Origin of the sequence: Paenibacillus polygoni, assembly GCF_030263935.1 — a bacterium.
Taxonomy (GTDB): domain Bacteria; phylum Bacillota; class Bacilli; order Paenibacillales; family Paenibacillaceae; genus Paenibacillus; species Paenibacillus polygoni.
Genome location: NZ_CP127162.1, coordinates 1,375,326 through 1,399,007, shown reverse-complemented (window position 1 = coordinate 1,399,007; position 23,682 = coordinate 1,375,326). Strand labels below are relative to the sequence as shown.

Annotated in this window: 24 protein-coding genes; 6 read left to right on the top strand and 18 right to left on the bottom strand. The window is 41.6% G+C overall.

The genetic code is table 11. The annotated features are described in order from the left end of the window. Positions 1 to 128: 128 nt before the first annotated feature. The 8 genes from QPK24_RS06810 to QPK24_RS06775 all read right to left on the bottom strand — a co-directional run bounded on the left by QPK24_RS06810 (position 129) and on the right by QPK24_RS06775 (position 5,885). Positions 129 to 605 carry an NUDIX domain-containing protein gene (locus QPK24_RS06810; protein ID WP_285747292.1) on the bottom strand — a complete coding sequence of 159 codons (477 nt, stop codon included), beginning with the start codon at positions 603 to 605 and terminating at the stop codon, positions 129 to 131. 634 nt (positions 606 to 1,239) lie between these two features. After that, positions 1,240 to 1,572 carry an SdpI family protein gene (locus QPK24_RS06805; protein WP_285747290.1) on the bottom strand — a complete coding sequence of 111 codons (333 nt, stop codon included), beginning with the start codon at positions 1,570 to 1,572 and terminating at the stop codon, positions 1,240 to 1,242. Between the two features lie 35 nt (positions 1,573 to 1,607). Then, positions 1,608 to 1,955, bottom strand: a complete 348-nt coding sequence (locus QPK24_RS06800; RefSeq protein ID WP_407082957.1) for an avidin-fold protein — start codon at positions 1,953 to 1,955, stop codon at positions 1,608 to 1,610. Between the two features lie 37 nt (positions 1,956 to 1,992). Beyond that, a complete protein-coding gene (locus QPK24_RS06795) occupies positions 1,993 to 2,430 on the bottom strand; it encodes a GNAT family N-acetyltransferase (RefSeq protein WP_285747287.1) in 438 nt (145 codons plus the stop codon). Positions 2,431 to 2,471: 41 nt separating this feature from the next. Then, the gene (thyX, locus tag QPK24_RS06790) at positions 2,472 to 3,194 is read right to left on the bottom strand and encodes an FAD-dependent thymidylate synthase (RefSeq protein ID WP_285747285.1); all 723 of its coding nucleotides are present in this window, start codon (positions 3,192 to 3,194) and stop codon (positions 2,472 to 2,474) included. A 177-nt stretch (positions 3,195 to 3,371) separates the two neighbouring features. Further along, complete coding sequence (locus QPK24_RS06785) at positions 3,372 to 3,953, bottom strand: DJ-1/PfpI family protein (protein WP_285747283.1); 582 nt, start codon at positions 3,951 to 3,953, stop codon at positions 3,372 to 3,374. 147 nt (positions 3,954 to 4,100) lie between these two features. Further along, positions 4,101 to 4,382, bottom strand: coding sequence for a DUF6171 family protein (locus tag QPK24_RS06780; RefSeq protein WP_285747281.1), 282 nt, complete (start codon positions 4,380 to 4,382; stop codon positions 4,101 to 4,103). Positions 4,383 to 4,391: 9 nt separating this feature from the next. Further along, a complete protein-coding gene (locus tag QPK24_RS06775; RefSeq protein WP_285747279.1) occupies positions 4,392 to 5,885 on the bottom strand; it encodes an alpha-N-arabinofuranosidase in 1,494 nt (497 codons plus the stop codon). 392 nt (positions 5,886 to 6,277) lie between these two features. Here QPK24_RS06775 and QPK24_RS06770 point away from each other — a divergent pair, with 392 nt between their 5' ends. From QPK24_RS06770 to QPK24_RS06760, 3 genes are all read left to right on the top strand, one after another. Next, positions 6,278 to 8,014: an ABC transporter ATP-binding protein gene (locus QPK24_RS06770; protein ID WP_285747277.1), complete on the top strand. Its 1,737-nt coding sequence runs from the start codon at positions 6,278 to 6,280 to the stop codon at positions 8,012 to 8,014. Continuing rightward, complete coding sequence (locus QPK24_RS06765; protein ID WP_285747276.1) at positions 8,007 to 9,800, top strand: ABC transporter ATP-binding protein; 1,794 nt, start codon at positions 8,007 to 8,009, stop codon at positions 9,798 to 9,800. Before QPK24_RS06770 ends, QPK24_RS06765 begins: the two co-directional genes overlap by 8 nt. Positions 9,801 to 9,907: 107 nt before the next feature. Next, positions 9,908 to 11,893, top strand: coding sequence for an FUSC family protein (locus QPK24_RS06760; protein WP_285747274.1), 1,986 nt, complete (start codon positions 9,908 to 9,910; stop codon positions 11,891 to 11,893). Between the two features lie 72 nt (positions 11,894 to 11,965). Here QPK24_RS06760 and QPK24_RS06755 read toward each other — a convergent pair whose 3' ends face one another. Then, positions 11,966 to 12,787 carry an endonuclease/exonuclease/phosphatase family protein gene (locus QPK24_RS06755; protein ID WP_285747272.1) on the bottom strand — a complete coding sequence of 274 codons (822 nt, stop codon included), beginning with the start codon at positions 12,785 to 12,787 and terminating at the stop codon, positions 11,966 to 11,968. Positions 12,788 to 12,794: 7 nt separating this feature from the next. After that, positions 12,795 to 14,462: a PTS transporter subunit IIBC gene (locus QPK24_RS06750; protein WP_285747271.1), complete on the bottom strand. Its 1,668-nt coding sequence runs from the start codon at positions 14,460 to 14,462 to the stop codon at positions 12,795 to 12,797. Between the two features lie 381 nt (positions 14,463 to 14,843). Here QPK24_RS06750 and QPK24_RS06745 point away from each other — a divergent pair, with 381 nt between their 5' ends. The 3 genes from QPK24_RS06745 to pgmB all read left to right on the top strand — a co-directional run bounded on the left by QPK24_RS06745 (position 14,844) and on the right by pgmB (position 19,188). Continuing rightward, a complete protein-coding gene (locus QPK24_RS06745) occupies positions 14,844 to 15,872 on the top strand; it encodes a LacI family DNA-binding transcriptional regulator (RefSeq protein ID WP_285747269.1) in 1,029 nt (342 codons plus the stop codon). Between the two features lie 349 nt (positions 15,873 to 16,221). Continuing rightward, the gene (locus QPK24_RS06740; protein ID WP_285747268.1) at positions 16,222 to 18,504 is read left to right on the top strand and encodes a glycoside hydrolase family 65 protein; all 2,283 of its coding nucleotides are present in this window, start codon (positions 16,222 to 16,224) and stop codon (positions 18,502 to 18,504) included. A 24-nt stretch (positions 18,505 to 18,528) separates the two neighbouring features. After that, entirely contained in the window at positions 18,529 to 19,188 is a 660-nt protein-coding gene (gene pgmB / locus QPK24_RS06735; protein ID WP_285747266.1) for a beta-phosphoglucomutase, read from the top strand. A gap of 131 nt (positions 19,189 to 19,319) precedes the next feature. Here pgmB and QPK24_RS06730 read toward each other — a convergent pair whose 3' ends face one another. From QPK24_RS06730 to QPK24_RS06695, 8 genes are all read right to left on the bottom strand, one after another. Beyond that, positions 19,320 to 19,748 carry a hypothetical protein gene (locus tag QPK24_RS06730; protein WP_285747264.1) on the bottom strand — a complete coding sequence of 143 codons (429 nt, stop codon included), beginning with the start codon at positions 19,746 to 19,748 and terminating at the stop codon, positions 19,320 to 19,322. A gap of 22 nt (positions 19,749 to 19,770) precedes the next feature. Continuing rightward, positions 19,771 to 20,361 carry a DUF4269 domain-containing protein gene (locus QPK24_RS06725; RefSeq protein ID WP_285747262.1) on the bottom strand — a complete coding sequence of 197 codons (591 nt, stop codon included), beginning with the start codon at positions 20,359 to 20,361 and terminating at the stop codon, positions 19,771 to 19,773. Positions 20,362 to 20,375: 14 nt separating this feature from the next. After that, positions 20,376 to 20,861 carry an 8-oxo-dGTP diphosphatase gene (locus QPK24_RS06720; RefSeq protein ID WP_285747260.1) on the bottom strand — a complete coding sequence of 162 codons (486 nt, stop codon included), beginning with the start codon at positions 20,859 to 20,861 and terminating at the stop codon, positions 20,376 to 20,378. Between the two features lie 41 nt (positions 20,862 to 20,902). Then, on the bottom strand, positions 20,903 to 21,298 hold the full coding sequence (locus QPK24_RS06715; protein ID WP_320416911.1) for an SRPBCC family protein: 396 nt from the start codon (positions 21,296 to 21,298) through the stop codon (positions 20,903 to 20,905). Between the two features lie 103 nt (positions 21,299 to 21,401). Next, positions 21,402 to 22,004, bottom strand: a complete 603-nt coding sequence (locus tag QPK24_RS06710; protein ID WP_285747258.1) for a hypothetical protein — start codon at positions 22,002 to 22,004, stop codon at positions 21,402 to 21,404. Positions 22,005 to 22,179: 175 nt separating this feature from the next. After that, positions 22,180 to 22,368 (bottom strand): hypothetical protein, encoded by a 189-nt coding sequence (locus QPK24_RS06705; RefSeq protein WP_285747256.1) that lies wholly within the window; start codon positions 22,366 to 22,368, stop codon positions 22,180 to 22,182. Between the two features lie 144 nt (positions 22,369 to 22,512). After that, the gene (locus QPK24_RS06700) at positions 22,513 to 23,070 is read right to left on the bottom strand and encodes a hypothetical protein (protein WP_285747254.1); all 558 of its coding nucleotides are present in this window, start codon (positions 23,068 to 23,070) and stop codon (positions 22,513 to 22,515) included. Positions 23,071 to 23,088: 18 nt separating this feature from the next. After that, complete coding sequence (locus tag QPK24_RS06695; RefSeq protein WP_285747252.1) at positions 23,089 to 23,667, bottom strand: GNAT family N-acetyltransferase; 579 nt, start codon at positions 23,665 to 23,667, stop codon at positions 23,089 to 23,091. Positions 23,668 to 23,682 lie beyond the last annotated feature (15 nt).

Genomic DNA, 23,682 nt, shown 5'->3' with positions numbered 1-23,682 from the left:
AGACATAAAAAAACCTGAGTACGAACTCAGGTTTTCATGAGATCCATCCTATTTTTTCATTTGTAAGACTTAGCATATGTATGCTCCCTGCTCAAACTCATAAAGAACAGAGATATTTTCGATGAATACTAGCTCACGATATGCTTGACACCCTTTCCAATTTCCAGCACATGAAGCTCGGGAACGACAAATTCCGGAACAACATGGTGCTGCCGAAGAACATCAAGATCAATCCATTTATACCTATATTCTTTATTTGTACCTGTAAATTCACCATCTTGATTGAAGATCGGATGTGGGTATGGAAGTTCCAGAACGAAGAACATTCCCGTCTCATGAATCCGCATATTGGGCCCCAATGGTAGATCGACAATATTCTCAATCATCCATACTTGCTGCTCTTGAATTACAGGCACACCAAGCTGTTCATATATCATCTTAGCGATTGTATACTCAGGTGTATCATCTGCTTCTACACTTCCGCCTGGTAAAAACCAATACGGCTGGTTTTGTTCTCTTTGCAGAAGAACTTTGCCATTCTGAATAATTATTCCTCCTGTAGTTGTGTGATACTCGATGGATTCATGGTTGTAGGATATCATCATCACTATTCCTCCTTCAGTACAGTCCGCTTACTCATTTTGGTTTTATTGCGTATACTCACTTCTTACAATGAATGGTTGATCAGGAATAGCTTGCCCCAATCCAGCTCTTACCATGTTCTCAAATGAAGCACAGAATCATAACCTACCCGATGTTCGCCTTTTGCTTTTAATGACACCATTTGGTCAAAAAATTAACAATGGATAATCTCTGCTTTCTGAGCTGCCGTAACTCCGATCTGACGGGCATCCGTTAAGAAGATATTTTCCATATTTCTCACAGGAAACTTCCGTTCATCCTTCCTATTTCACAGCGGATTTTATCCGCTTTACTAACTCACATTTTCTATTCAGAATTCAGATAAAACAACGTTCAGTACTATAATAACAAGCTTTAAGAGGAAATAGTTTGATTTTCCAAAAAAATATTTATGAATTTCAATTTTACTGCTGACTTGCTAATTTTTACTCCTAATTCGTAGTTTATATGGAATAAAAAAGAAGTTATGCAGGCCGCACAACTTCTTAATACCCTTATATTGTAAATGCATACGTTTTGTTTATAAACACTGAAATAGTTCGGTTTTTCTAACATTTACTTTCACTGTATAATCGGTTGTAGTTGGATTTCCATGTATTATTCCAATTCCTTTAACCTTCTCTCCACCATGACAAATACAAGGAGATGAACAGTCAAAAAAACGCCTACCAAAATACCAAGTCCCTGGATACCTTGAACAAATTTAGCAACGATCAATCCAATGATTATAAAAAAAATCCCAACATAAATCATCCACATCGCACTATAACGATTCGCTTCTTCCCACATTCGTTGATTCTGAGTTGACCGATGGGTTCGATATCCAAACAAGCTGTTTATTCGCTTTGGAGGCTTCCATTTCATTATCACACCGATGATAACGAAGAGGATCCCTACAAAACTGAACACGACCAGATTATCCAAATCCATGGCTGCCTCCTTCTAATACAACAATACAATCACCTTCAGACTTCTTGCAGTATAGAGCGCCCGCTTGACCGGTCTCCGCTTGTCCATGTCCATTCTTCATGGAGGCGTATTTTTCCGTTCTCAAGTAATTCGGGAGTAGAAGTGCATATCCCTGTCATGATCTCATTCTTTTCATTAACATGATGATAACGCATATCTAAAGCCCCGTCGTCCCCCATTGTTGCAATCAGATGGCCTGCTATAATACCGCCTCCTGCATAATTAGCCCACACGAGGTTTCCGTCCTGAAAATAATGAAAAAGTGTCTCTCGATTGACCTCCCCATTGCCGGAATTCTCCCATGACGTAAAGATTCGCCCATTGTAATCTATCTTGTTCATCACTGTCAGCCTCCCTATCCTACTTAAAAAATTGTTGACGTCATCCCTGTCCTACAGGATTCATATGAATATCCCGGGAACATATCAAAATATCTCCGCGCCGTGTCCATCCAAGACCCGTCCAGAATGATTGGCCACTCTCATTGGAACCCATCACCATAATATGAGCTCTCTCGATCCCTGCGTCTCGAAGCCGGTCCAGACAAGACTGTACAAGGATTTTAGCAATCCCTTGTCCCCGGTATTCTGGCTTGACTGCCAAATGGTATAGATAGCCTCTTCTTCCGTCATGGCCTGCCAACAGAGTCCCTATGATATCTTCATTCTGAACAGCTACATAACTGAATCCTTCATTACGTTCCAAATAACTTTCTATGGCTTCCCTGGAATCTGCATTGCTGATGCTCATGCCTTCCGTTCTTCTCCATAAAGCAATACACTGCTCATAATCGCGGACATCCATCTTACGGTATTCCAAGGTTCGTTACCTCCTGCCACTCATTTAGGTTATGCTCTTTTCTATATTAATGTTTCTTCCTTAACATGCACCATCTCATTTATTGCTACCGGGAACAGTGGTTCACTTAAGGATAGAATTGCTTTCGCGTACGCTTGGATCTCCTGCTGGGCATCATGCATAAGCCGCTGATTCAAAAAATGACATACCGATTGCAGCGAAGCTGTCCAGTACCAGCGAATATACATCCCGTAAGATGGGAGAAAAAGCCTTGCTTGTTCAGCACATACCCCTGATTCCAGGGCTGCTTCATATTTTTTTATACCCAGTTCTACATACTCCAGTAACTCTGCACTTAGTTTCGCACCCTGCTCTCCTGGAAGCACGTCTCCGCTCCCTTGTTTTGAATGCGCGGGTGCTCCTCTCCACTCCTGATGATTTGGAATATAGAATTCAGGTTCTTCTGTTATGTATCTGCGACTCGACTCATTCCACGCATCAAGGCTATCACCTGTACCTTCCATATGACTTGAGCCGACTATGTATTTCCACCACTGTCTAGCGACCATTAAGGGTGCGTAAATTTCATATTGAAGCATTACGTGACGAAAAGGAGAAGTATGACCTTCTCTTGCTAGGAACCGTATCAGTTTCATGTCTCTCTCCGTGAGTTCTACTGACTCTTTGGCATAAGATACTCTTGCCGCATTCACTATGGTCAGATCCGACCCCATATGATTCACTAGACGAACATACCCCTGATCAAGCACTTTTTCAAAAGACATATCAGCTGCACCCCTTTATTCTAATCCCATTATTTTACTGTATTTCCCAAAAATATGTCTAGCAGTTTCGTATCTCGATCTACTTGGTATCTATAAAAAATGCTCCTTTTGTATATACAAAAGAAGCATCTCTTCAACCTTAGTCTATTTTCAGAACTTTCTCATCGTCCACTATTGTTAGATGGTAATGATATCGTGATGACGATAAGGATAATCCATTTGCTTACGAATATTGTGCACCTCTTCTTCTTTAAGAAACAGGCTTACAATATAGAGGCCCAAATCAATGGATGTGGCTACACCGCCGCCGGTAAATATATTGCCGTCTCGAACAAGGCGACATTTCACCACTTCCGCACAATAAGGGACTAGCAAATCATAATGCATTGGATGGGTGGTCGCTCTCTTATCTTGAAGAAAACCTGCTGCACCAAGCAATAACGAGCCTGTGCATACAGAAATTTTAAATTTAACTTTCTCTGCACTCTTCAGCCACTGGGTAAAATCATGATCGTATTGAAGCTTTCTCGTCCCGATCCCTCCGGGAACAAACAGCATATCATAAGAAGAAAGATCTGGTTTCACCTTAGTAACCTTCATTGTCATTCCAAGTTCATCCGTTACTTCCTCTTGCATTCCGCATATGTCCCATGTCGTATTTTTCGTTTCAGGAAAATACGCAAGTCTTGTAATTACATCATAAAATCCAGCAAAATCCAGAAACGTAATTCCGTCAAAGACAACAAAAGCAATTTTCATAGGAAGTTCCTCTTTTCTATAGAAATGAATTTCAATTAAGCTACTCTCTACTATAGAGTAACACAGTATCTTTTCATGTAAGAAAAGCACCTTCCTCAGAAAGGAAGATGCTTTCATTATCATTTATCATTCTACATTCTTCATTCATTACCTAAGCCATTTCGGTTCAAAAGGATAGGGACAGGTAGCGCTGGCTACCTTGGCTTTCAAAGGAATGAGACATCCACAGTATTTGCAAGTGGTTCCGTATTTGAATCCATCACATGTACGGCAGATTGCTAAACGCTCTTTGTACAGTTCCTGAGCAGCCTGCTCTGACATTCCTTGCTCAGATGTAACAGTAGACTGTTCCATAACGGCAAGTTGTGATTCGCTGACATGCACACTTGCCGTACAACCTTTGCATTCGTTATCAGCTCTTGTTGTCATCCTCTTCCCTTAGCCTTTCTTTGGCACAATCTTAATTACTGCTACGGAAGCAGCAGGCAGTGTGAAACTAACGTTTCCTTTCTCTGCTGTGATTCCTTGAAGTTCTTTCGGTGCAACCTGAGCCGGGTTATCAAACGAGTTATGTGCATCGAGCTTATCAGATGAAACCAGCACTTGGCCGCTTACCACAGCGTCTTCAATCCCTTGCAGATCAAGTTCTACATTCAAGGAATCTGCATGGCTGAGATTACAAGCAGATACATGAATATGCCCTTCATGATCTACAGAAGAAGATAGGCTGAGCTGCGGAATTTCTTCGTCACCCATTTTATAAGATGGACTTACATATTGAGACTCAAGCAAATGTGCATCCTGGTGAACTTTATACATATCAAACACATGATATGTCGGTGTCAGTACCATATTAGCACCTTCCGTTAGAATCATTGCTTGAAGGACATTCACGATCTGTGCAATATTCGTCATCGTTACACGATCGGAATGTTCATGGAATAAGTTCAGGTTAATTCCCGCTACGAGCGCATCGCGAACTGTATTTTGTTGATATAAGAATCCTGGATTTGTTCCTGGCTCTACTTCAAACCAAGTTCCCCATTCATCAATGATCAGTCCTACTTTTTTGTCTGGATCATATTTATCCATAATAGCCGAATGTTTTACAATCAGCTCTTCCATGTATAGAGTAGCTTTCAGTGTTGTAAACCATTCTTCACTTGTGAATCCAGTAGCACTGCCTTTCTTCTCCCATATACCCGTACCTGTCGTGTAATAGTGAAGACTAAGTCCATTCATGAGATGATGAGCTTCCCGCATAAGAACTTCTGTCCAGTGATAGTCTGCTGTATTAGGTCCGCAAGCAATTTTATATACCGGCTCAGCACTGTAATTACGCACATAAGTGGAATATCTGCGATACAGATCAGCGTAATATTCAGGACGCATGTTCCCGCCGCAGCCCCAGCTTTCATTACCTACTCCAAAATACTTCACGTTCCACGGTTCTTCTTGACCGTTCTGTGCACGAAGACTTGCCATTGGCGACTGTCCGCCGTTATTCATGTATTCTACCCATTGCTGCATTTCATACACTGTACCGCTGCCGACATTACCACAAATATAAGGTTCTGCCCCAATCAGTTCACAGAGTCTCATAAATTCATGCGTACCAAAGTGGTTATTCTCTTCTACTCCGCCCCAGTGGGTGTTAAGCATACGCGGACGATTCTCACGAGGACCAATTCCATCTTCCCAGTGGTACTCGTCAGCAAAACAGCCGCCTGGCCAGCGCAGTACAGGTACTTTTAGTTGTTTCAATGCTTCTATTACATCATTTCGGATGCCGTCCGTATTTGGAATGGGCGAATCTTCCCCCACCCATATTCCTTCATAAACACAACGTCCTAAATGTTCAGAAAATTGACCATAGATATTTTTGTTGATTTGGCTTTTTCGTGTCTCCGTATGTACAAGAACTTTTACCATAATAATAACCTCCACCTTATTGAAATGAATGGTTCTGTGCGTGTTCCCTATTTTTAATGAATTAATTAAAATATAAATCCTGCTTGCTATCTTCTTTCTATCAATTACATAATAAACCTAACTAGTAAACTCTGTAAACGCTTTTTTATTCTAAATATAAAATAATATTAAAGTTAATCCAATGGAAAACAGTACGTTTGGAACATATAATTCTTGCATCTTAGTCCTGTCAGGAATGATTTGACAATTTTTCCGTCGTGCCTTTAAGTTAAAAACAAGCTTACTTGAATTCACTCCATACATATCTGTAGTTGCTGTAATGAATTACAATATTGATTCACTTATTAAAACTTTGTCCCTCTATCTCACTTACGAAAGGTGTCCTTATTTCAATGAAGAAACTACTTCCTTTTCTCAAACCCTACTGGGCAGCGAGCTTACTCGCTCCTCTGCTTATGATGCTCGAAGTTTCTATGGATTTGCTTCAGCCCAGGCTCATGGCAAGTATCATAGATGAAGGGATAACAAAAAATAACCTTGGTCATATTCAGGAAACCGGGCTCTTTATGATCGTTGTCGCGCTGATTGGTCTAGTAGGCGGAGCCGGCTGTACGATTTTTTCGAGCATAGCTGCACAGCATTTTGGAAAAGATCTACGAATTCGATTATTCGAACAGATCCAATCCTTTTCTTTTCGCAATTTGGATGAACGAAAAACCGGCTCGCTCATTACTCGTTTAACGAATGATGTGGTACAGCTGCAAGCTTTTGTTCAGATGATTCTAAGAATCTTTGTCCGTACGCCGCTGATGCTGATCGGAAGCTTAGTGATGGCCATTATGCTGAGCCCTAATCTAGCGTTCATCTTAGTCGTTTCCGTGCCTGTACTTTTCTTCATTCTCTATCTCTTAACTAAACGGTCTTTTCCTTTATTTACGAAAATGCAAAGCAAGCTCGATCAGGTAAACACTGTTCTTCAAGAAAACTTGTCGGGTGTTCGTGTCATCAAAGCTTTTGTCCGCAGTGATTATGAAGAGCAGCGATTCAACAAAACAAATGACGATTATACCCAGGCAGCAATTCGGGCTAACCGGCTGATGGCACTCAGTATGCCGCTGATGACGCTTGTACTGAATACCAGTATCGTAGCAGTGCTCTGGTTCGGAGGATTGCAGTATTATCAAGGAAGTCTTGAAATAGGTAAACTCATCGCTTTTATTAACTATGTCACCCAGCTCCTAATGTCAATGCTGATGCTAAGTAACATGCTAGTTTTTGTATCGAGAGCGAAAGTATCTGCAGATCGGGTAAATGAAGTGCTGAATACATATTCTGAGCTTGAAAACCCGGTTCATCCAAAACGTGCGTCAAGTGATCATGAAGGATCTATTGAGTTTTCTAATGTTAGCTTCTCTTACCATAACCGAGAGGACGACCTCGTCCTCACTGATATCAGTTTCAAAGCAGAACCGGGTCAAATGGTAGCGATCCTTGGAGCGACGGGTGCTGGGAAAACGACTCTTGTCCATCTCATTCCAAGACTTTACGAAGTATACAGCGGTGAAATACGGGTGGGGGGTGTCCCCGTACAGGACTATGATCTGGAGGAACTAAGAAGCAAGGTTGCCGTAGTAATGCAGCAAGCAATTCTGTTTAGCGGAACAATTCGGGATAATATCCGCTACGGCAATCCTTCAGCCAGTGACGAACAAATCAGGGCCGCTGCAAAGGCAGCCGAAGCAGCTCCTTTTATTGAACGGTTGGAACTAGGGTATGACACGGTTCTTGGACAAAAAGGGGTAAATCTGTCTGGCGGGCAAAAACAACGAATTTCCCTTGCGAGAGCACTTGTTACGGATCCTTCGATACTTATACTGGACGACAGTACGAGTGCGGTTGATCTCAAGACAGAAGCTAACATACTAAAAGCGATGGAACAACAAAAAAGCAACATCACTAAGATTATCATCGCACAGCGTATTTCTTCTGTAACAAAAGCAGATCTGATTCTTGTTCTAAACGATGGAAAGATCGCAGCTCAAGGAACGCATGAACAACTTTTGAAAACAAGTTCCGTTTACCAAGATATCTACCGTTCACAGCGCAAGGAGGATATATCCTATGTCTAATCAAATGCGTTCCCGAGTTCCTGTGCATCAAATGCCAAAGGTAAGAGCAAAACATACGGGTCCTACGATAAAACGGCTTTGGAATTACTTAAACAAACAGCGCGCCGCACTGCTCATGGTTTATATTTTCACTGTGCTTAGCTCACTTACTGCTCTACTAGGTCCCTACCTTGTTGGGGTAACAATTGATAATTATATTATCCCGAGAGACTATATGGGACTGATTCAAATCTGCTTGATCATGCTCGCTATTCATTTGTTCGGTTCGGTGGTCACCTGGGTGCAGGCCTATATTATGACCGCCCTCTCTCAAAATACGGTGCTTCATCTGAGAAAAGATCTCTTTTCAAAGTATCAGAAATTGCCGATTTCATTCTTTGATAAGCGCAGCACTGGAGAACTGATGAGCCGTGCAACAAATGACATAGAGAATGTATCAAGTACGCTTAATCAAAGTGTTACTCAACTGCTGAATAGTATCGTGACACTCATCGGTTCCCTTGTAATTATGATAATTTTGGATATACCGCTTACTTTAGTAGCACTGATTAGTATCCCGCTCGCTCTTGTCGTAACCCGAAATATTGCTAAATACACAAAGAGATATTTCAAGGAACAACAGCAGCATCTGGGTGATCTCAATGGAATGATTGAAGAAACGATCAGCGGGCAAAAAGTGGTGAAATTATACCGTCAGGAAGAAAAAGAAACTCTGCGCTTCAGGGAAATTAGCGAACGGCTTAATCAGGTTGGAATTAAGGCGCAAATGATGTCTGGGATGATGGGACCGTTCATGAATGTCGTTAACAACCTCAGTTTTGCCCTGATTGCGGCTGTGGGAGGCTGGCTCGTATTCCAGGGTCAAACCCAGGTCGGCGTTGTCGTTAGTTTCCTCAGTTACTCTCGTCAATTTGGACGCCCCATCTCTGAACTTGCAAATCAGTACAACCTGATTCAATCTGCTGTCGCCGGTGCAGAGAGAGTATTTGAGATTATGGATATGAAGACGGAGCATGAAGGCGAACATGGAAAACCGATTACGAATATACAAGGTGCAGTACGTTTCGATGATGTGTCTTTTCACTATCATCCGGATAAACTTATTTTGCAAAACATAAGCTTTACTGCACATCCAGGTGAAAAGGTGGCTCTTGTTGGACCCACGGGAGCAGGTAAAACATCGGTCGTAAATCTGTTAACCCGTTTCTACGATATTGTGGATGGAGCAATTACGATTGATGATGTGGACATTCGCCAAATCGACAAAGATCATCTCCGCAGGCTGATGGGGATGGTACTTCAAGATGCCCATGTTTTCTCAGGGACGATTCGGGAAAATATCCGCTTTGGTAAACTGGATGCAACGGATGAGGAAATAGAACAAGCGGCTGTACTCGCGAATGCAGACACATTTATTAAACGACTCCCTCAGGGATATGACACGATGCTTAGTACGGAAGGCAGCAACCTGAGTCATGGACAGCGGCAGCTGTTAACCATCGCGAGAGCCATCCTGGCCGATCCGGATATTCTTATACTGGATGAGGCCACAAGCAGTGTAGATACAAGAACCGAAATGCATATTCAGGAGGCAATGAAGGTACTTATGCAAGGGAGAACGAGCTTCGTTATCGCCCACCGGCTAAGTACGATTCAAGATGCAGATACCATTCTTTACCTTGAGCAGGGTCGTCTTGTAGAACAAGGAACACATGAGGAATTATTAGCAGCAAAAGGCCCTTATTATGAGCTGTACCAAAGTCAGTTTCAACGAGTTGTATCCTAATAGATGATTACTGATGCAAGTTTAAACTCCGAGGTCTTGTGGTAAATAGAGTTTTTGACTGAAAACTTAACTTGAATTACCCAAGACTAAAGAGGTGCCATATCATTTTGGATTCAAACAAGCAATCAATACCCAAAACAAGAACTTACATCGCACAGCATCTAAAAAAAGCTTTTCGTATCAATAAAGTCCCGGTTCCTTGGGGACCGGCTGTTATTGCGGGGCTTAGCACCGGCATTCCTCTGCTAACTGGTATCATCTTACATGAACCTGGGCTTGGAATGCTGGCAACCATGGGTGCTTTTGTGAATGTATATATGAGGGATGAAACTGCAAGACAGCGCTTTGTGAAACTGAGCTGCATTCTGTTAGGGCTTGCTTTCAGTATTATGCTGGGCACCCTTGCCGCTCCTTCGTTACTGGCAAGTGCAGCTGCCATTAGTTTCATTGGTGCAGCAGCTACTTTTTTGTGTGGAATATCAGGCGTTCTGCTTCCTGCAGGATATATGTTTGTTCTCGTATGCGGTATGGCAATCAGCCTACCCGCAGATCCTGGTTTATTCGCCTATCGGGGACTGATTGTGCTTCTTGGCGGTATTCCTGCACTCCTACTATGTATGATCCCTCTAGCGTTTCATCGATATGGGCCAGAAAAAAGGATGCTCTCTACCCTGTACCAAAAACTCGCAACGATGCTTGAGTCTTTGAATACGAGCGACTATCCGCTTCTTCGCTTGGAGACGGGAGAACTTCTTCAGCAAACGAAAAAGAAAATTTATAAAAGTATGATTTCTCGGAGAAAGGAAAATCGCTCCCTTCAGCAAATCTACGAGATTACAACGGCGGCGGATCAGCTGTTTTGGGCTCTTGTTTCTACCGAAGATCAACAAATATCGGTTCCTGCTGCCTATCCACGTATGCTGAGAACGATAGCCCGTACCTTACCTAAACGATCTTCCACTTTGACTGTGGATTGGCAAGTTCTCGGCAATATAAAAGAAGATGATGATTTTCATCCTGCCTTACAGGAAGCATTTGTTTACCTGATGGGTGCGACCGAGAACCCTTCTTCCAAACTTGAGGTGTCCACCCGTTCACTAAAAGAAGCCATTAGCACCAGGTGGAGTATTCGAGGCCTGTATCACTACACAACGATTTTCTCTGCCTCAATGAAAATGGGGCTGCTCGTTCTTGTTGCTTATGGAGTAGCGATTATGATCCAGGCACCGCATCCTTCATGGGTTCCCATAGGATGCGCTTCTGTCCTGATCGCTGCTACAGCAACGGCCAGTATTTATCGTGGAATTCAGCTTATGATTGGTACCTGCATAGGAGGATTACTCGCGTCCTTGCTGCTATTCTTAGAATCCACAAGCATTGTGATCGTACTGAGTGTTGCTATCATGCAATTCATTATTAAAACGCTGGCTGTCAAGAATTATGCCCTTGCTGCGGTATTTATCACACCCATCTCTCTTCTGCTCGTATCACTGGCACATCCGGTAGATTCACCGATTGCCTTTGTAAATGTAAGAATTATAGATATTTTGCTGGGTTGTTCTCTTGGTTTAGCCGGGATGCTTGTATTATCACCTCATTCTGCTTCAAAAAGGCTGGATCGGACTTTTGCTGCCGCTTTGGATGCCCAAGCCAAGCTGCTAAAGACTTATGCTAAAAAACACCATAACCAAGAAATAAAAATCTTGTCCAATATCGTACTTCGGTCGCTAAAAAGAACCAGTACCTTATATGATCAAGCTTTTAATGAAATTACCCATCGTCCATATCATGTGGAAGAAGACTTTCCTATCCTGATTCGGGTTCAAAAAGTGGGTTATCTTACGATTGATGCAATTAGGAATGAGCAATTAAAAGAGAAGAAAGAGGAACTACTTGCATGCAGCGAACTGCTGACAGCTATGTCTGCTTATTTTAAAACAACCCCTATCTCTTATAAAGGAAGAATAAAATGGAATCAAAACCTTGACGTTTCTTCCTTCCTAGATGACAAATCTATCCCGCTCTTCACAGCAGTTACGGATCTATATCAGGAGATATTGTCAGCAGAGACGAATACGAGTTCAGCCCCTTGATGTAAACCTATTGATACAAAAAATAATCCCACATCCTCCTTCCAGGATCGTGGGATTATTTACTTGTTAACTTTAGATTTCAACAGCGATACCAAAATGATCTGACACCACAGGGCTTTCGGTTCCATTCAGTACGACTTTTGAAGATTGGACAGGGATTTTCTGATTGGAAAAGACATAATCGATTCGCAGTTTCTGCTTATTATCTTCCCATCCTGCAATTGCCTTAACCACCGTGAATCCGTCATCTTTCTGAGCTGCAAGCTCATAACAATCATGCCATCCACTCTCTGTCACCAGGGAATAACCTTCGCCTTCAATGTGAGCTGCATTGTTGAAATCTCCCATAATAAAGGCAGGCAGAGAACCAACATACTTGTCCAGCACAGCAAGCGAATATTTCCACTGAGGTTTGAATGGTTCCTCTTCATCATGCCACCAGTTATAATGGCCATTCACGAACCAGGTATCCTTACCGGAGTTTTCCGTTTTGATTCCCAGCAGTTTGCGTGTACGGAAATTAGTATAATCCCGCATATTCGATACGTAAGCACCGAACGCTTCTTTAATCGGTGTCTTGGACAGAATAGCTAGTCCTTCGTCGTATTTAGCAAAGCCGACATGGACAGGTATATAGGTCCAGTAATACTCAGTTTGAAGCTGTTTACGAAGGACATAAGCGTAATTATCTGCTCTAACAATCGTATTCTCTTCCGCTTCGAAGAAATAGTTCATTTCCGAAGCAGGAAGTGCTTCTTCCTGCATGGATTGATTGACTTCCTGAAGTGCAATCACATCAAAATCATGCTCGTTTATAAAATGAGCAAGCTGCTCTATTTTCTCAAGCTGATTTTCTTCGATCCATGAATGTGTGTTCAGTGTTAATATTCTCAAAATTTCATCACCCTAGTCTGTCTTGAATATCGGATTTCAGTACATCTGCTTTCGGTCCATAGATCGCTTGAATTCCATTATCTTTCTTGATCAGCCCGAGTGCTCCAAGTTTCTTCCATTCTTCTTCATTACCCACAGCATCCACGTTATTCACTGTAATCCGCAGACGAGTCATACATGCATCTACATCGACAATATTTTGTGGTCCGCCGAGAATAGTAATGATTTTAGAAGGAAGATCTTCCTCTCCTGCATCCGCAGCTACGGTTTGAGAAGCAGGTGCAGAACCAGCATCCTCATCTGCTTTATCAGACTCCTCATCTGTATAGTTCCCAAGTCTGCCTGGTGTAGCCAATTTAAATTTGCCAATCATAAAGTAAGAAATAAAGTACGATGCTCCAAAGAATACAGCAGTTGTAATAACAAAGTTAATAATATCTGCGACAAGCCCGGCATTAATTGATAACGGGATCCGTGTTAATAATTCGATCATACCGAAGGAATGAAGACGCAGATGAATTAAATCTGCCATACCAAAAGCAAGACCCGTAATGACTGCGTATACACCGTACAATAATGGTGCAGCAAACATAAACATAAACTCAAGCGGCTCAGTTACCCCTGTCAAAAATACAGCCAAACCTGCGGACAGGAACATTGATTTATATTTGGAACGTTTATCTTTATCTACACGGCGATACATAGCAAGCGCAATACCCATCAAAATACCGGCTCCTGCGATCATTTGTCCTACTTTAAAACGTGCAGGAGTAACTGTGGAAATAAGCTGCTGATATGCTGCTGGATCTGTTCCTTTCAAGTTAGCAAGGTCACTTGCCCATGCAAGCCAGAGTGGATCTTGTCCAGCTACTGTTCCGCCCGCATTCGCCCCAGTTAATACGGTATAGATGCCTCCAAGCTCTGTGTAGTTAACTGGAATTGTTAACATATGATGCAGACCGAAAGGTAAAAGTACTCTTTCTAGCGTACCATATAAGAACGGTGCCATAAACGGTGCTGTATCTCCCGAAGCAGCAAGCCATTTACCAAAGCCATTAATTCCTGTTTGTACAAAAGGCCATACGGCAGACATCACAACGGCAATAATAGCAGACCATAGAATGACTACGAAAGGTACAAAACGTTTACCGTTAAAGAAAGCTAATGCTTCCGGCAGTTTACGATAATTATAATATTTATTAAAGACGACAGCTCCGAGGAAACCAGAGATGATACCGACAAAAACACCCATGTTCAGTGCTGGTGCTCCTAGTACGGAAGTAAAGTAGCCCGATACTAGAATTTCCTGACCGAATAAAGTCGTTGTCGTTGCTCCCTCTTGTGTGAGCATGTCACTGCTTACGCCAAGAATCGTTCCTGTCGTAATATTAATTAAGATAAAAGCGATTAGTGCAGCAAAAGCTCCCCCTGCACGCTCTTTCGCCCAAGAACCACCAATAGCAACTGCAAATAGTATGTGAAGATTGTTGATAATTCCCCAACCGAGATTTTCCATAACCCCGCCTGCGGTCACTAGGAATGAAAGATCTCCCCCGAACATGGCGATTACTTTACCCAGTGAAATCATAATACCGGCTGCTGGCATAACCGCAACAACTACAAGGAGTGCTTTACCAAACTTTTGCCAGAACTCAAAAGACAATAATTTTTTCATAATGAGTACCTCATGTTCCTATTATTTCGCAACCTTCGCTTCATCCATTATGATTCCCCATTTAGCATAATTGGAATTGATATCGCATACAGAAATCCCTTACATAAAACGATTACAAAGTTAAAATACAGAAACTAATTTTCAGCCGTTTTTCTTAAGCGTTTACACTTTTGCTGTTTTAAATTTGACAGGGATTCAATTGATGGATTTGCAACATGGTGCAATTCTGTGCAATCGGTTGCAAGAACATTATAAATAATATCGCTTTCATTTTGCAACCCTTTTTTTAAAATGTGATGTAAACCCTTAGTTCAGACGTTGTTCATTTGCCAAGGGGTGTGTATGATATAACAAAGGAATATAGTAAAGGAGCGTTGATTTATGGCAGTAACTATTAAAGATATTGCAAAGCGTGCGAATGTGGCTACCTCCACTGTATCTCGTGTTATACAGGACAGTCCCAAGATCAGCGAAGCAACAAAGGCCAGAGTACGAAAAGAAATGAAAGCGCTTGGATACGAACCTAATTTCTCCGCACAAAGCTTGGCGAACAAGATGACGCAATCGATCGGAATCATCATGCCAGATGCAGATGTTGCTATTTTTCAAAATCCATTCTTTCTAGAAAGTATTCGAGGAATCAGTGAGCTTGCAAATGAGAAAAATTTTACGATGGCCATTGTCACAGCAAGAACCGATGAAGAACTGCTTGATCGTGTCAAAATGATGACAAGAGCCAACCGGGTGGATGGCTTCATTATCCTCTACTCTAAATCAGAAGACCCGGTAGTTGATTATCTCCATAACGAGAAAATTCCTTATACCGTCATTGGTAAACCGCAGCAATATGTAAATGAAACCACTCATGTAGATAATGACAACTTCCAAGCGGGTAAAGACGTAACCCAATACCTTATAGAGCTTGGTCATAAGTACATCGCTTATGTGGGAGCAGATGTAAGCCGCACGGTTCATAAAGAAAGGGTGCGCGGATACCGAGAAGCATTGCATGATGCCGTCCTCTATGCCGATGATTCCTATATTCTGGACTCTAGTTTTACTAATGCAGATTTAGATTCACTCTTTACGCTGCCTACCCGGCCAACTGCCATTATCGTCGGCGACGATATGTATGCTCTCCCTCTGCAAACGATGCTGAGTCAGATGGGCTTTTCTCTGCCAGAGGATTGCTCTCTAGTAAGTTTTAATAATCTTCGTATTGCTGAGATGTTGAATCCCCCGCTTACCTCGGTCGACATCGATATTTTTACATTGGGATATCAAGCAGCAAAAAGTCTCATTGAGAAAATTTTAGATCCCAAAGAAATGACGAAACATATCCTTGTCCCCCACCGAATTGTCGAGCGTGCTTCTTCTCAGCGCAAAACAATGGAGAATACTACGGCCTAAAGGATTGCAAAATTTCCTTACGCCACCCAAAAAGAATGATCACGCATTTGATCAGCATCAAGCTGCTTTTCATAAAGTATCCTGAGAAGTCGAATACGAGATTGTTCTTTTTTTGGGTTGACAGGGCAAACGGTTGCACTATATACTGAAAACGCAATCAAATGATAGCACTTTCACGATGCAACATCGTACGTTTATAAAAGCAAATGACCAAGGTTATTCATAAGATACTAGATATGGATTTTGACAATATAGGAAAGGCTTTCAAAGTACGATGAGGTATCAAAGTTTACCCGTGATTAACTAACACAGGAGTTGTGGAGACTCACACTCTTCAAGGAGGATTATCATGTCATACAAACGTATTTTTGACACTCATGCCTGGAAACTCACTACAAATACCCTTCATAAGGAAGATCTGCGCCTTCAAGAAAGTATGACTTCCATTGGTAACGGATACATGGGAATGCGAGGAAATTTTGAAGAAACGTATTCCGGAGATCACCATCAAGGTACCTATATTTCTGGGGTTTGGTATCCTGACAAAACAAAAGTTGGCTGGTGGAAAAACGGCTATCCTGAATATTTCGGCAAGGTTATCAATGCTATGAATTTCATTGGAATTCGTGTCCTAATTAATGGTCACGAAATCGACACTTATCAAGACAGTGTCACTGACTTCTACCAAGAACTTGATATGAAAGAAGGGATTCTACGTCGTTCCTTCACCGTAAATGAACAGGTGCGCATTGAAACAGAACGTTTTCTCAGTGCCTCCTTCCTTGAACTATGTCTCATTAAATATAACGTAACCAATCTGACAGATGAGAATATCAAGGTCACTCTGATTCCGTACTTGGACGGAAATACGAAAAATGAAGACGCTAACTATGAAGAAACATTCTGGGTGGAAGCAGATCGCAAAATCGGCGAACCTTACATCAGTCTTTCGGCTATGACGAAAGAAAATGCTTTTGACATCGAGCGCTTCACCATTAATGCAACAATGGGCATTGTAACTGAACATGCTTTATCGATGACAACAGAAGAAGCAGGTCTCTATGCAGCGGCTCATTATGAATATGAAATCCCTTCCGGCGCTTCTGCAGAAATTCAGAAATTTGTCGTGGTGACCACTTCACGTGATATGGAGAAAGAAGAGCTGATCCCTACAGCGGAACGTCTGATGGCAGATGCGATGAACAAAGGATACAACTTGCTTCAAGAAGAACATATCGAGGAGTGGGCTCGGCGCTGGGAGAAAGCGGATATTACTATTGAAGGTGATGTTGAAGCACAGCAAGGAATTCGCTTTAATATCTTCCAGTTATTCTCGACTTACTATGGACATGATGAGCGCCTGAATATTGGTCCTAAAGGCTTTACAGGTGAAAAATATGGCGGTGCAACTTACTGGGATACCGAAGCTTACGCGGTTCCAATGTATCTCGCGCTTGCTGACAAGCGTGTAACTGAAAACTTGCTGCGCTATCGCTTCAATCAACTGGAAGGTGCGAAACATAATGCACGTCAGCAAGGTCTAAAAGGTGCGCTCTACCCGATGGTTACCTTTACAGGGGTGGAATGTCATAACGAATGGGAAATTACGTTTGAAGAGATTCACCGTAATGGAGCGATTGCTTACGCCATCTATAACTATACGAACTATACAGGTGACAAAACGTATCTTCAACATGAAGGTATTGAAGTACTGACCGAAATCAGCAGATTCTGGGCTGACCGAGTTCATTTTTCAAAACGTCACAATAAATATATGATTCATGGGGTAACCGGACCTAATGAATATGAGAATAACGTAAACAACAACTGGTACACCAACACCATGGCAACTTGGGTTCTGAAATATACGATGGAATGTCTAGCAGATATCGACGAACAGAGAAAAGAACAGCTAAATATTTCTGCTGAGGAACTCGCTCACTGGCAGGATATTGTGGACCGTATGTACTTCCCTTACGACGAGGAGCTGGGTGTTCATGTACAGCATGATACCTTCCTTGATAAGGATCTGCGTCCTGTATCCTCCTTGGATAAAGCGGATCTTCCGCTCAATCAGAAATGGTCATGGGATAAAATCTTGCGTTCTCCATTCATTAAACAAGCGGATGTTCTGCAAGGAATTTATTTCTTCAGCGATGAGTTCACAATGGAAGAAAAGAAACGGAACTTTGACTTCTATGAGCCAATGACCGTTCATGAATCTTCCCTCTCCCCTTCCATTCATGCCGTACTTGCTGCTGAACTGAAGATGGAAGAAAAAGCAGTAGAAATGTACAAACGTACGGCAAGACTTGATCTTGATAACTATAATAACGACACGGAAGATGGTCTGCATATTACTTCCATGACAGGCAGCTGGCTTGCTATTGTGCAAGGATTTGCTGGTATGCGTACGCATGGAGAGACGCTGCGCTTCTCGCCATTCCTGCCAAAAGATTGGTCTAGCTACAGCTTCCACATCAATTATCGTGAGCGCCTGATTAATGTAAATGTAGATCAGAACGAAGTGAAGATTACGCTTGTTTCCGGTGCACCGCTGACGATGGAACTTTATGATAAAGAAGTGCTCATTACAGATGAAGAGCCACTCATTACAAAAACCACTTCCTAAGTGAATCTGAAAGGTGGAGAAAGAATGAAAGCCGTTATTTTCGACCTCGACGGGGTTATTACTGATACAGCAGAATATCATTATCTAGCATGGAAAAGTCTAGCTGATGAGTTGAACCTTCCTTTTGATAAGGAATTTAACGAGAAATTAAAAGGGGTCAGCCGGATGGAATCCCTAGAACTCATCCTGTCCCTAGGTGACACTGCTTACTCCGATGAAGAGAAAAAAGCACTTGCTGAAAAGAAAAACGATCTCTATAAAGAAATGATCGCAAAAGTCACACCTGCTGACTTGCTTCCAGGAATTGAAGCACTCCTAAAAGAATTACAAGAAGCTGGCATTGGCACAGCCCTTGCCTCTGCAAGTAAGAATGCACCGTTTATTCTGGATCGTCTCGGAGTTACTCATTATTTCAATCATGTGGTTGATGTGAACTTGATTAAACAAGGAAAACCAGATCCGGAAATCTTCTTAACGGGTGCCGCTAAACTTGGTGTTCTGCCTGAAGAATGTGTCGGCATTGAAGATGCAGAAGCAGGAATCGAATCTATTCTCTCCGCTGGTATGTATGCGGTTGGCGTAGGTACCCCTGCTCAAATGCAAAAAGCGGACCTCATCGTTTCCTCGACAGCAGAATTGTCTCTTTCCTTGCTGAAAGAAAATTTTAAGCAAAAAACAAAGTAATAGGTTGTAGATAAATAAAAGACGCGAGTGGAATGATCGTTCTATGCGATCCGTTCCACTCGCGTCTTTTTTTTTATTATGCTGGCGATGTTCCTGAATTCATATTAGGTTGGTATATGGTGCATGGATAGTTATTCTTCCAAGTGACGAACAGGGATGCTGTAGAGAACATATTGACCTGTCCACATTTCACTGTCCACGATTGCAGTTGCTTCCTTCTCGGAAGTTACTCCACTTTCTTTGCCAAAGAAATAGCTTGCTCCCTCCTGAATTTGATACGTCCATCCTTTAGACTTCATGAAAGAAATAACGGCCTCTGCGCCATCACCTTGGTTGCCCTTAAATCCGTACCACCCTTTACCATCCTCTTCTGTCAAATAGATCAGTTCTTTGGAAGACGGTTCTAATGCTTGAACCGCTTCTTTCTTGCTTATTGCAGAGAAAGGGGCTGCGGGATAATATGTTTTACTTGAATAAGCAAAAGGCAGGAGAACGATAATCAACAGAAACGGCAGAAGAAGTAGAACTCTAGTAAAAGCCTTGCGTTTTTTTACGTTCATCAGCAATCTTCCTCTCTATTGTTCATATGGAATGGATATCTATAAAAGAAGGATACCCCATTGCTTCAATTTTCTCGTCAGCCCATGATTCTACCTCTAACAGGCTCTCATAGGGATCTCCTTCTAAATCCATCAGCATGGCAAAAGCAGGTTCTGTTTTATACCCTTTTCGTTTGAGTGAACGAACTTGCTTCCTAAAATCTTCATTATAAAGACGAAGTATACGGTCTTCGATCACCATATGACGATAGGCGTTCTGCTTAGTGACCGGAATGGGCTGTCCAAATACCTCAACCTCAAACTGCTCAAGCTGGAAGTTGGCCTTCATTCTTCTGATTCCGTTCACTATTTTATTCGTCAAAATAAAGTCCTGGAAGTCTCCAAATTCACTTCGTAAAAGTCGTTCAAATGCCGAAAAATCATGCACCTCACAAATAATATCGAGATCACTACCTGCAATATCGATATCGATCGGAATCGTTCCTGTAAGGATAGGAGTGTATGGAGATAAAATCTCCATCACATGGTGTTTCTGCAGTGCCCGGTATGCTGCTTGTTGTACTTCGTTTCCACTAAGTAGATAGGTCAAATCTTCGTACCGAATATGATTCACTTTTGTCTTTCTCCCTACAATTTTGTTATGGTTCGCTTTTGTGTTTCGTTACGCTTTTCATCCCATAGAGCATAAATTTCAAAGGTTCCGTCTTCAAAAAAATACCTCAGTCTTTCTCTAAACCAATCTTGCATCGGATAGTGTGCCAGTTCATCAAGCGGGATCCACCGAAGTTCTCCTTCGGGAGGGTTGTCCAACAGCTCTCCCTCAAATATATCCGTAATATAATTAAATACCATATACCGATATTTCTCGTTCACATCAACAAACTCATCAAGACCTTTGTATATTAAATTGCTTACTGTAAGACCCGTTTCTTCCTTTACTTCGCGTATGGCCCCTTCGGTTAAGCACTCGGGAAAGTCCACTTTCCCTCCTGCAGCAATCCATCCTGGAAATCCGTTTTCACTTGGACGGTTCATTAATAAGATTCGATCTCCGTCACGTACTACGCACATCGTGTACAGTTTCACTTCAATATCATTTGATCCGTTGGTCATTTTATTATTTCTCCTTGTGAAGAGTAAATTATATGTACTCTCTATGATTCTAGCATCTTCTTTAACTGCTTATTACGGTATTCCAGGAAATTCTTCATATATGATTGTAAAATGAAACGTTTCGCAAGCCTTCCTACCCATCCATAAGGAGCTTCAAAATAAAGCGTGTCCCTAAGCCGTGTTGAACTTGGACCAAGGACTTCAAACTCGTGAATGTGTGTCATTCTGTGGAACGCGCCTTGCTGCATTTGATCTGTAAACATGTAGGGCGGCTCAAAAGCTACCACTTTAGATGTAAGCTGCTGACGAACTAAAAAGTGAGTTGCCTCAAAGGTTACCATCTCACCGTACCCGATCAGCTGTCCATCTATACCTCCAGGGGATGAAATGACCTTCTCGTGAGTATGTTTCCATACCGTTCGGGTATGCAGATCCAAATCTCTCGCTGCATCAAAACAGCAACGTATCGGCCTATCAATCGTGATCTCGCTCTGAATACTAATCAGAGGTCATTCCCCCTTATTGAATGAAGCCACTTGTTTATTTTGTATATCTCTCATTGTTTTCAAAAAAACTTTTCACGAGATCTGAATCGCCATGTTCCTTATATACTACTTTCAATGCAGCGGTCCAACTGTTTTTAATAGAAGGATAATTTCCACTGATCATCCGCTCTTGATCTAAGTTATTTTCCAATGTCAAAAAGATCTCTTTCAGTTCTTTCACAGCTTCCACTTTAGCCGCATCATCATCCGAGAGAGCTATATATTTCAGTTTGTAGGAGATATACGTTAAAAATCCTGTGATATCATTTGCACCTATGGGCTGGTCGTATGTGTAATTCCAATGGGTATTTGCAAGTGTGTATTCAGCGAGCTCAGCTCTATCCAAATTCTTAACCACATCTAGAAGCCCGCTCTCAAACTGAGTCATGGTGATCCTGCCTCGATCCAGTTCGTTCAGCAGCCGATTTAGTTTACTGTAATTACTCATACCCTTGGTTACTAATTCGTGATTCATTAATGACAGCACATACCTGTGTGTATTTTGATACTGGGCATACTTTTTCTTCGCTTGTACCGTTCCAAAAATCAGTAAAATGGAGGTAAGAATCAAAATAAGGTTCTTCCATTTATTATTCATCGTGTAGTCATGCTCCTCTCTAAGATGTAATGTATTAGAATATATCTATTCTACATGATTATTAACGTTAGCAGTAGGTGCCTTGTTTCATAGAATTTTTATCAGAAAAAAAGCCGCCCTCAGCAATAGGCTAAGCGGCGACTATGTATGTCTTCATTCTATATAAGTTAGAGTACTACAGCTCTTGGTCTATCCGATTGTTTGGATTCTTATGTTTACCGATGTAAATATCAAGCGCAGCAATCCCTCTCCGCGCCAGTTTCACGAATAATACAAAACAATAAATACCTAATCCTAGACAAACGACATACCAGATAATTAAAAATATGGGTATAATACTGAAAACACCGATTCCTTGATCCATGAGCATACACTCCTCCTCTAATATAAAATAAAAAAGGACTTGCCTCTTTCCCTCAAGTCCTGAGTAAACAACTTATTCCTAATTGTACCATTATTATGTAAAATTTTATATGTTTATAACTAATTAAATCCTCTTGAAGCGTAATTACTTCTCTCCATCATGAATACTTCCTTGATCAATAGCCTCAAACATCTTGGAGTAAGCAGACTGAATATTTCTTTTACTCCGTCTGTCATTATAGACTCCAAACTGCCAGTATCCCATTTCATTTCCTTGCTGCGGAACGAGTGCAGTTGCATAGCTAAGATCAACCGATGTATCTGGTGCATCTTCATAACTAAGCTCTTCATAGAAGAAAGGAACGTAACTCCGCTCGGATTGTAGAAAGAACACGGGGATCTCTAATTCCTTATATACTTTTGCAAACTCTGGTGCAGCAGCCTTTGATAAAAATTCTTTACTAATAAAAATAGCATCCAAATGGCTGCTTTCTTCCTTCATCTGCTCAAGATTTATTTTATGAAAAGAAACCTGCTTCTCGCGTACCACGGGTGCTTCACCTACCATACCAATGTGGAGCTCCCTCCCATCATAAGGCTTGTTATGGCTTGAATTCGAAGTGTTAAGACTATAAGATACAATCACATACGCAAGTAGAGCGAAAAGGATAAATATTCCTGCTACTTTCATCGTCGATTTCAAGTATTGTTGCCTCCTTTCCTAAAACTTCCATATTTCTTCTTGCACATCTTTCCTAATCATCGCAAACTGAATCTGGTCCACAAATTCTCCTTTGATCTGAAACTTTTCTCGAAGTATGCCTTCCTCCTTCATCCCGACTTTTTTCATAATCCGGGCTGAACTTAAGTTATCTATGTTACATCTTCCTTCAATTCGATTTATATTCATATGACTAAACCCATATTTAATCACTTCCTTTATTGCTTCCGTAGTGATACCCTTTCCCCAATATCTACTAGAAATTGCATATCCGATTTCTGCACAGCTGTGTATTTCGTCCAAATGAATAAATCCAATTCTTCCTATTAATCTTTGTTCCGGCTTATAAATAACAGCCCAACGATAGGCTATTTTCTCTATAAATGATTTCTGTACTTTCTCTAAGAACACTCGGGTGTCCTCGGTAGATTCATGCCGATTCCATAATGTCCGTTCCGATACGAACGGGTCTGAAGCAAAATGATAGTATTCTTCCAGGTCATCCATATCTAATCTTCTAAGTATTATTCGTTCCGTTTCAAATATCGGCTCTTCTGTGAACAGTACCTCTGTATTCATTGTAACGATCCTCCT